The following is an 8,019-nucleotide window of genomic DNA, read 5'->3' on the forward strand; positions in this document are numbered from 1 at the left end:
ATCCCGACCGATTCGCTGATGCAGTTGCGGCAGCGGCTCGACCGTCTGCCCAAGAAAAGCCCGGAACGGATTACTCAGGTGGCCGCGATAGCCGAGTTGTACGGCGTGTCCCCAAGCACCGTATACCGGGCGCTGAACCTCATCCATAAACCCCACGCGGCTCACCGCGCCGACCATGGTAAGCCGCGGGTATTGCAGCAGGCCGAGCTGGAGCGCTACTGCGAGCTAATTGCCGCGCTGAAACTGCGCACCACCAACAAACAAGGGCGGCACCTATCTACCCGCCGTGCCATCGAGCTGCTGGAGGGCTATGGGGTGGAAACCGAGCAAGGCTTGGTCAAGGCGCCCAAAGGGGTTCTGACCCGCAGCACGGTGAACGAGTACCTAAGCCGCTGGCACCTGGACCAGTCGCGGCTGTTGCGGCAACCACCGGCCACCCGCTTTCAGGCTGCGCACAGCAATGACTGCTGGCAGTTCGACCTGTCGCCCTCCGACCTCAAGCACATCGATAAGCCGGACTGGATCGATCCGGCTAGGGGCATGCCGACGCTGATGCTGTTCAGCGTGGTGGATGACCGCAGCGGAGTGGCCTATCAGGAGTACCACTGTGTATATGGCGAGGACGCGGAGTCAGCGCTGCGCTTCCTGTTCAACGCCATGACGCTGAAGGCGGACCCGACTTTTCCCTTCCAAGGCCGCCCGAAGATGATCTACCTGGACAACGGCCCGGTGGCCAAACGCCGAGTATTCCAGAACGTCATGCAGGCGCTGGACATCGAATGGCAGACACACATCCCGGCCGGCAAGGATGGCACCCGCACCACGGCTCGCTCGAAAGGCAAAGTGGAGCGCCCCTTCCGCACGGTGAAGGAAGCCCACGAGACGCTGTATCACTTCCACAAACCGGAAACCGAAGCGCAGGCCAATGAGTGGCTGCTGCGTTATCTGGTGCGCACCTACAACGTGCAGGATCATCGCTCCGAACCGCATTCGCGGATTGAGGACTGGCTGGCCAACCTGCCCGTCGAGGGCCTGCGCGAAATGTGCACCTGGGAACAGTTTTGCCGCTTTGCCCGCGAGCCGGAACGACGCAAGGTCGGCGTCGATGCCCGCGTCACCATCGACGGCACGGCCTACGAGGTGGAGCCCGACATGGCGGGCGAAACCGTGGTGTTGCTCTGGGGCTTGTTCGATGACGAACTCTATGCCGAGTTCGAGGGGGAGCGCTTCGGACCTTACTACCCCGTCTCCGGGCCAATTCCCCTACATCGTTACCGCGCCTTCAAACGCGGCAAGGCGGATGAGCGCTCTGATCGCATCCGCTTGCTAGCCGGCCAGCTTGGCCTGCCTATCGCCGCATTGGCTGGCGACGATGTGCGACTCACACCCTCTATTATTCCGACGGCACTGCCACGCCAACCCTTCGATGCCGAGGCGCACGAATACCGGTTTCCCAATGCCATCGCCGCCAAGCTCGCCATTGCCGATGACCTAGCGCAGCCGTTGGCTAAGCTCTCTCCCGACGATCAAGCCTTCATCCATCAGGTGCTGAGCGAAACCCTGACACGCCGCATTGTCTTGGAGCGCGTGCGGGGCTACTTCCGCCATAAGAAAACAGGAGAAGAACATGCGGGCTGAAGTAATGCAGCACTACGGACTGGCGTTGCCACTGAACCAGGCCGGCTATTTTGAAACCGCCCACCATCAGCAGTTGATCAAGGACATCAAGGGGGCGATCTTCGAAGGACGGCTGATTGCACTGTGCGGCGTCATCGGCAGCGGCAAGACCGTAATGCTGCGCCGGCTTCAACAAGCGATGGAAGAGGAAAAGAAGATCACGGTCTCCAAGTCTCTCGCCATTGAAAAGCACAGCATCAAGCTGGCCACTTTCATCGCAGCGCTCTTCTATGACCTCTCCACCGAGAAGCAGGTACGCATCCCCACCCAGGGCGAAAAGCGTGAGCGTGACCTACGCGAGTTGGTGAGGAAGAACAAGCGCCCGGTCGCCCTGTTCGTCGATGAGGCCCATGACCTCAACGGCCATACCCTGACCGGTCTTAAGCGTCTGATGGAGCTGGTGGAGGACGGTGACGGGCGGCTGTCGATCGTGTTGGCCGGGCATCCCAAGCTGCGTAACGACCTGCGCCGACCGACGATGGAGGAAATCGGCTACCGCACCGACATCTTCTCGCTCGATGGCATTGCTGGCAGTCAGCGGGAATACATTCAGTGGCTGCTGGAAACCTGCACTGCGGGGAAGGTCGAACCCGAGTCGATTCTGACCGAAGACGCGATCGACCTACTCGCCACTAAACTGCGCACGCCACTGCAAATCCAACTGCACCTCAGCCTGGCACTGGAAGCCGGCTACCTGACCGGCGAGAAACCCGTTTCGGCGGAACTCGTGCAATCGGTGCTGTCGCGCCAACTGGATGATCTGGAGCCAACCCTCACTCGTCACGGCTACCGCATCAAGGATCTAGTGGAGCAATTCGATGCCAAACCCACCGAAATCAAGGCTCTGTTCAGTAATGCGCTAGACCCGGCGCGGGCGGTTGAGTTACGTGACAAGATGCTGGCAGCGGGCTTGCCTATCTGAGTCCTGTCATTTGCAAATAATGCAGGCTGGCGACGATGGAATGCAGGTCGGCGCGGATCAATGCAGGCTCATTCGCAGTTAATGCTGGTTTGCCGGGCCGGTCAGTCGCAGTTAATTCCGGTCGAAAATCGTATTGATTGCAGGTCGGGACGTTTTTAAATGCAGGCCGCTACAACTAGCCCGTGTCAGTAAGGCCGCCGCACGGCATTTGCTAACACCGTACGAGTGCCTGCATGGTAACGAATTTATTTCCAACGTGGTGCGGCGTATCGGCTCATTGGCTGTGTATAAAAGAGCACTTTTTCGGCCAGAGCGAGGCACTACGGGGCTTTGGCGGGGGAAAGATTTTTTTCGAAAAATGGGCCTATTTGCTCGACTGCACAAAAAAACCATCAAAAAAGAACTTTTTTACCAAAAGGGTCGCACCAATCCCTACATCTTGTGTTTATCGTGCGCCCCAAAAACCGCCAATCGTTAATTATTGCCACTGCAAGTGCCACCTTGTACCCTGTCGGTACGTGAATGCTCCCTGTGAGTACGAAAGCTCGGCCACTAACTGGGCTTTCGACGAAAAAGCCGCCCTCCTAAGGCGGCTTTTTTTTGCCCGAAATTTGCTGGCGTGACGCGTCACAGCTCGACGGCAAACCCTTTGATGCCCTGGGCTTCGGCAAAGCGGCCCACCGCTATCAGACTCGCCCAGGTGCGCAGCGCTTCGCGCACCGCGCCGCCCTCGATCATCACCTGCAGAGCGTCTTCATGAATCCCAGCGCGCATTTTTCGTCGTCCTGTTCGTCCGTCTCAACCATGCAAACCCCATGAAAATCACCCTCAAAACCGGTGGGACAATAGGGGAAATCCAAAACGAGAGAAATGCAGATGAATACGTTTTTTATTACTGACAATGGGAACCTCATCGAGGTGATCGAACGCGTCATGCAGATCAAATTTTTCACTCCCTGGGGAGCGGCGACCCAGCCGCGGACAAACTACGAGTACCAGGATAGAGGTGAAGCCAGTGAGGAAGATCGCCGTCGCATCCCGCGAGAGCTGGGTGGGTACGCCTAAAACCCCTCACTAAGGGAATGGTAGGCCAGCCCCCCCACCGACTGGTATCCAGCAGCCACAAAAAAGCTCACCGAGGTGGGCCTGTTTGTAGGGGGCGATTGAACGAATGCCCCGTTATTCGCAGTGGCTCAGCCGGTCGGCCTTGGCTTGCAGTCGGCGCAGGCGGCAGTTGGGGTCGTTGCGCTGCGCACAGCCATTCTCGGCGGAACAGCTGAACTCGCGCTGAAGATCACCCTGGGGGCTGCCCAGGCCGGAGAGGCGGAACACTTGCTTGCTGAGGATGACGCGGGCACCGGAGAGTGGGCAGTCATAGTCGCGTTGTTGATGAGTCATGGAGGTCTCGCTGGGGGTAGGGATGATGCTTGAACGGTGCTGTCACGACACGCGGTCCGGGGCGGATTTCGCGTTGAAAGTCGACGGGCGGCCCCTGTTTGACTGTCCGGTTTTTTGAATTCGGCCGGGTTTTCAGAAAACAAAGAAAAGCTAATGCATCTGCCTGATGCACAAAAAAGCCCGCCGATTGGCGGGCTTTTTTGTGAGCGCGATTTGACGTCAACGCTCGTTACTCGAAACCTTTCTTGTTTTCATGATCATGGAATCATATGATTACATGATCATTAAAATAACAGGAGATCCCCATGAACATCATCATCATCCACAGCGTTAAACACGATTCCGAGGACGGCCTGCGCTTTGTCGTCGCAGAGTTCACCGTGGACGGTGAACTCTATGGGCATAGACTGGCTGACGGTGGATTGCTCGACCGCTCCAGCCTGGATCTTGACCACGAAACCTTGAATGCCATCCAGGAGGCCTTGGATGAGTTTATCCACGACCAGGCCGTGGATACTGAGCTGTACGACATTGACGAACTGACCCAACAGGCGCAGTTGCTGGGCTATCGGCAGGGCAAGCGCTATGTGCTCGACCAGATCGGCGAAACCGTCCAGCTGGTTGAGGTGACCGAGCGCTATCGAACGCCGGTGGCGGCATTTAACAATCGCACGGAATGTGCGCTCTGGCTCCAGCTCAACGAACCGCAGCTGGGAAAGGGACCGGTCAAACGCGTGAATGCAAATATTCCTGAGGCGTTGCACGATGATTTCAAGGCGCTTTGTGTGCGTCGCAAAGTGGACATGCAAGACGTGCTGGCCAAGTTGATTGTCCAGTGGATGCAATGACTGAGCCCACGCCTCGGCCTACCGCTCATTATTCTGCAGTGCCGGTGATCAGACGGTGTTCCTCTTGTGAGGGGAAAATTTATTCCCGTCACAGGTAACTATGGCCGCGAATGGCCACCTGAGACCGTCATCACTAGGACCGCGCGCAGGCCGAAGGCCGCAGACGTTAGGAATTGAAGCCCGAAGGGGCGAGACGGGTCGGCTTTTTTGACCCGGCTCGATGTGCCGTACAAGCCCGGCTCGTAACGTGGGCAACGCCTAAAACGGGAGTCTAGAGAGCGCCGACGTGAACTGCTGAGCCAAGGCTATACAACGAAGCTAGACCAGCTATGACGGGATAGTTTTACCTGATGCACGCCGACAAAACGAGCATTCTGGTGGCGCAAAAAGACGAAAGGGGCCCCTGTTTCCAGGGTCCCCTTTCATGGTGCATTGTTAGCCGATGCCTAACGTAGCGATTTATGGTTCTTAAAACCGGACCTCGCTTGAGGGTGCTCGCTCGGGCCCGCAGGTAAACCTGCTTCATATTTATCGACCACCGGGCATACAAGTGGTCTTTCCTACGCCTCAAATTTGATCATTTCCTTACGGCTATGTCAAGTAATGGGGTATGAATCATGCTATTTCTGCTCGCCAATTACAGTATCCCACGGCCGACCGCTATCCAAAGAGCTCAGGAGACACAGGGCGGAAACCTTATCTGCTCCCGATGCGACCAGCAAGCGCTTGGCAGTCAGAATTGAGGTTCCAGACGATAGCAAATCGTCCACCACCAACACCGACATCCCTTTAACGTCGAGATTTTCGTTTATTTTGAACGGGAACGTATAGCCTCGAAGGTGATTATCCACCTCTTTGAGCTTAAATGGTTCGCCTTCAGACACACTCAGCGTGTGTATCAATGAGGTTATGTCGCGCAAATGTTGTTTGCGGATCTCCCCATTTGATTTCTTATCTCGCAGCGCTTGTGCAACCTCAGCGTTGCTGCACTTCACGAAGAATTCGTAGGAGATCGGGACTGTCGGTAAAGCGCGCCCCACCCGCCTAGCCAAGCCGCTCGCGATCGGATGGCTTGAGGGCAACGCGATGATAAGGTCATAGGTTCGATGAGCCGTCATAAGGTTCAAAATAATGCGTAAATTCGGCATGAATTCAGTGATAGTTTCAGTCGATATCTGATATTTACGCATTCTTTTCAGCGCGAAAATCAGCGGGTTACCATCACCTTGATGACTGTCGCTCTTACGCCGACGGAATACAGAAATGACCTCCGTGCCCTTAATGGACTGCACAAATGGGTTTTTTTCTGTGGATGTGTCCACCAAAAACTGATGCTCATCAGTGTACGAAACAACCTTGTTTTCTACGTCTATACCCACTTGCTATGCCCGCTCCTAGCTCAGGATGGCGTTTTACCATACCAGGCAAATAAATCCGAGCCAGAAGTCATTCCGGAATAAAAGCCGCTTTCGCGGACCTGTCTCGGGTACAGATGCACCTCAGCTATGTCGTATCCGTTGCAGTTGATACAAGCTGCTACATCATCAAAGCAACCTTCCACAATCGTGCCTGAGCGACTTCCTCCACATGTCGAGGTGCAGCTATAGAAAATATGCTCACACCCCGCCAATGGGTCATTGGAGCAAGATCAGCCCTTTCGCTCCAATCGATCAGCCGCTTCGAAGGGCATGCTTCCAGCAAAAGTGATAGCAGGGAAGAATGCAAAAGCTAAAAAAAAGGTTCTCAACGCCATGACCTATCCTTGGATTTGAATTTTACTTGTTTGGATCGAATTGCTGCCAAGAATCAGGCATGCCTGTGCCGAAGCCACAATTCAGACAATCCAGCCCTTTCTCATCAACTGATCGATTGAAAGCAAATGTCTTGCCTTTGAGGTCAGTCAAAAGCAGCTTTTCGCCTTTGCTTTTTGCCTCCCAGGTTTGTTCACTCAAGATCTTTTTCCGAAAAGGATCGACCTTCACTACTACGGCTTTACTGCCTTTAATATCGATCGCTACCAGTGGTCCTATGATGCCTTGCATGGCTCGATAGCTACCCTCAAATGGATTGCCACAACCACTCAGACCGACACACAGCCCGATGAGGCAACCAACTTTTTTCAACATCTGACTATCTCCTGGGAAATTGACCTTAGCGGTCATCCTCTACGGTCTCATTGCGTGACAGAAGCCTTTCAGGCTGAACGTTTGGATTCCTCAGCTGGACAACTAATTGCTCAAGCCCCAGCTCGGTAAGAAAGACCACCAGCTTGTCGAGACTCTTGAAGGTCCGCTCGCCGCCGCGCTGCCGGCGCAATGACACACATTCGGAACCCAATTGAATACGCAGCGACCACCCGTCGCGGGTGTTAAGGACCGAGATGTCATGCACCAGGCCAGCAGCTAGATATCGTCGTAGATCAGCTTCGAAAATTAAGGACATAGACCACGCATCAGAAATGGAGCAGGAGGGCAGCCCGCAGGTCTTCCCCCCCATCACCAGCAGCAGAGTTATGGATTTTACCCTTCTACTACCCTGAAGCGCCGCGGTCTTGATGATATCAGCGCGCTACAGATTATCAATGCACAATTATTGACGTATCAATAATTGTGTTTTGATAGCGCGTGTTGAAATTCTTCAGGAAGATCCGTCTCGCTTTCGCCGACGCGGCTGACAGTTCCTAACCCCCCGCAGCTCCCTCTCGAGCAATGGAGACGACCTTCCAGCCCCAACCAACCTTCGGAAAGCACTGTCTGGCTTCCATCCCTAAAGTCGAGGGTGACACTCAGAAAAGTGGACGAATATTTGAAAGGGTAGGTGTTAAGGATTCCGTGGCGCATCGCATCGTACGAGTACATTTTTCCGTAACCGGAGCTGTCGACCTTAAGCACTTTATAACCGGTACTCAATCCGCCATCGCTGATGTAGTACCCACTCACATCTGAAGAAATCATTTCTGGAATTTTTCCCCACGGGGTTAACACCAGAACACAACACGCGGCCACACAAAAAACCTTCGACCGTTGTTTCAAGGCATGCTCCTTTTGTGTCAAACAGCGTTGAAAAGTTTCCAGGTAACAGCGTCCAAAAGTTTCCAGTTGCTCAAGCTTTTTTCACGGCCTTTTTCCGTTGTTTGAAGCGGAAAGAGTCATTACCCGTCTCAAGGATTTCGCA

The 8,019-nt window shown here is 54.8% G+C and carries 10 protein-coding genes; 4 read left to right on the forward strand and 6 right to left on the reverse strand.

Annotation, left to right across the window (positions count from 1 at the left end):
- Positions 1 to 1,638: a DDE-type integrase/transposase/recombinase gene (locus tag BLL38_RS24195; RefSeq protein ID WP_200876640.1), complete on the forward strand. Its 1,638-nt coding sequence runs from the start codon at positions 1 to 3 to the stop codon at positions 1,636 to 1,638.
- A complete protein-coding gene (locus tag BLL38_RS24200) occupies positions 1,628 to 2,599 on the forward strand; it encodes an ExeA family protein (protein WP_024015038.1) in 972 nt (323 codons plus the stop codon). The genes BLL38_RS24195 and BLL38_RS24200 overlap by 11 nt, the downstream gene beginning before the upstream one ends.
- A gap of 627 nt (positions 2,600 to 3,226) precedes the next feature.
- Here BLL38_RS24200 and BLL38_RS31165 read toward each other — a convergent pair.
- Positions 3,227 to 3,373: a hypothetical protein gene (locus tag BLL38_RS31165; RefSeq protein ID WP_162843700.1), complete on the reverse strand. Its 147-nt coding sequence runs from the start codon at positions 3,371 to 3,373 to the stop codon at positions 3,227 to 3,229.
- A gap of 102 nt (positions 3,374 to 3,475) precedes the next feature.
- Between BLL38_RS31165 and BLL38_RS24205 the strand changes: the two genes are divergently transcribed.
- On the forward strand, positions 3,476 to 3,664 hold the full coding sequence (locus BLL38_RS24205) for a hypothetical protein (protein ID WP_130898264.1): 189 nt from the start codon (positions 3,476 to 3,478) through the stop codon (positions 3,662 to 3,664).
- 114 nt (positions 3,665 to 3,778) lie between these two features.
- Here the strand turns inward: BLL38_RS24205 and BLL38_RS24210 are convergent, their stop codons facing one another.
- Positions 3,779 to 3,997, reverse strand: a complete 219-nt coding sequence (locus BLL38_RS24210; RefSeq protein WP_038445813.1) for a hypothetical protein — start codon at positions 3,995 to 3,997, stop codon at positions 3,779 to 3,781.
- A 305-nt stretch (positions 3,998 to 4,302) separates the two neighbouring features.
- Between BLL38_RS24210 and BLL38_RS24215 the strand changes: the two genes are divergently transcribed.
- Positions 4,303 to 4,845, forward strand: a complete 543-nt coding sequence (locus BLL38_RS24215; protein WP_038445811.1) for a plasmid partition protein ParG — start codon at positions 4,303 to 4,305, stop codon at positions 4,843 to 4,845.
- Positions 4,846 to 5,465: 620 nt separating this feature from the next.
- Here BLL38_RS24215 and BLL38_RS24220 read toward each other — a convergent pair.
- From BLL38_RS24220 to BLL38_RS30755, 4 genes are all read right to left on the reverse strand, one after another.
- A complete protein-coding gene (locus BLL38_RS24220; RefSeq protein WP_038445809.1) occupies positions 5,466 to 6,224 on the reverse strand; it encodes a phosphoribosyltransferase in 759 nt (252 codons plus the stop codon).
- Between the two features lie 396 nt (positions 6,225 to 6,620).
- Positions 6,621 to 6,971 carry a hypothetical protein gene (locus tag BLL38_RS24225; protein ID WP_076964604.1) on the reverse strand — a complete coding sequence of 117 codons (351 nt, stop codon included), beginning with the start codon at positions 6,969 to 6,971 and terminating at the stop codon, positions 6,621 to 6,623.
- 25 nt (positions 6,972 to 6,996) lie between these two features.
- Positions 6,997 to 7,287 carry a hypothetical protein gene (locus BLL38_RS24230; protein WP_076964602.1) on the reverse strand — a complete coding sequence of 97 codons (291 nt, stop codon included), beginning with the start codon at positions 7,285 to 7,287 and terminating at the stop codon, positions 6,997 to 6,999.
- Positions 7,288 to 7,445: 158 nt separating this feature from the next.
- The gene (locus BLL38_RS30755) at positions 7,446 to 7,877 is read right to left on the reverse strand and encodes a hypothetical protein (RefSeq protein WP_130898263.1); all 432 of its coding nucleotides are present in this window, start codon (positions 7,875 to 7,877) and stop codon (positions 7,446 to 7,448) included.
- Positions 7,878 to 8,019 lie beyond the last annotated feature (142 nt).

The sequence above is a fragment of the Pseudomonas gessardii genome, assembly GCF_001983165.1.
Lineage (GTDB): Bacteria > Pseudomonadota > Gammaproteobacteria > Pseudomonadales > Pseudomonadaceae > Aquipseudomonas > Aquipseudomonas gessardii.

What these genes read in the sequence shown, in the direction of transcription:
- BLL38_RS24200 (WP_024015038.1), top strand. Translation starts at nt 1,628, where the DNA reads ATGCGGGCTGAAGTAATGCAGCACTACGGACTGGCGTTGCCACTGAAC.
- BLL38_RS31165 (WP_162843700.1), bottom strand. Translation starts at nt 3,373, where the DNA reads ATGCGCGCTGGGATTCATGAAGACGCTCTGCAGGTGATGATCGAGGGC.
- BLL38_RS24205 (WP_130898264.1), top strand. Translation starts at nt 3,476, where the DNA reads ATGAATACGTTTTTTATTACTGACAATGGGAACCTCATCGAGGTGATC.
- BLL38_RS24210 (WP_038445813.1), bottom strand. Translation starts at nt 3,997, where the DNA reads ATGACTCATCAACAACGCGACTATGACTGCCCACTCTCCGGTGCCCGC.
- BLL38_RS24215 (WP_038445811.1), top strand. Translation starts at nt 4,303, where the DNA reads ATGAACATCATCATCATCCACAGCGTTAAACACGATTCCGAGGACGGC.
- BLL38_RS24225 (WP_076964604.1), bottom strand. Translation starts at nt 6,971, where the DNA reads ATGTTGAAAAAAGTTGGTTGCCTCATCGGGCTGTGTGTCGGTCTGAGT.
- BLL38_RS24230 (WP_076964602.1), bottom strand. Translation starts at nt 7,287, where the DNA reads ATGTCCTTAATTTTCGAAGCTGATCTACGACGATATCTAGCTGCTGGC.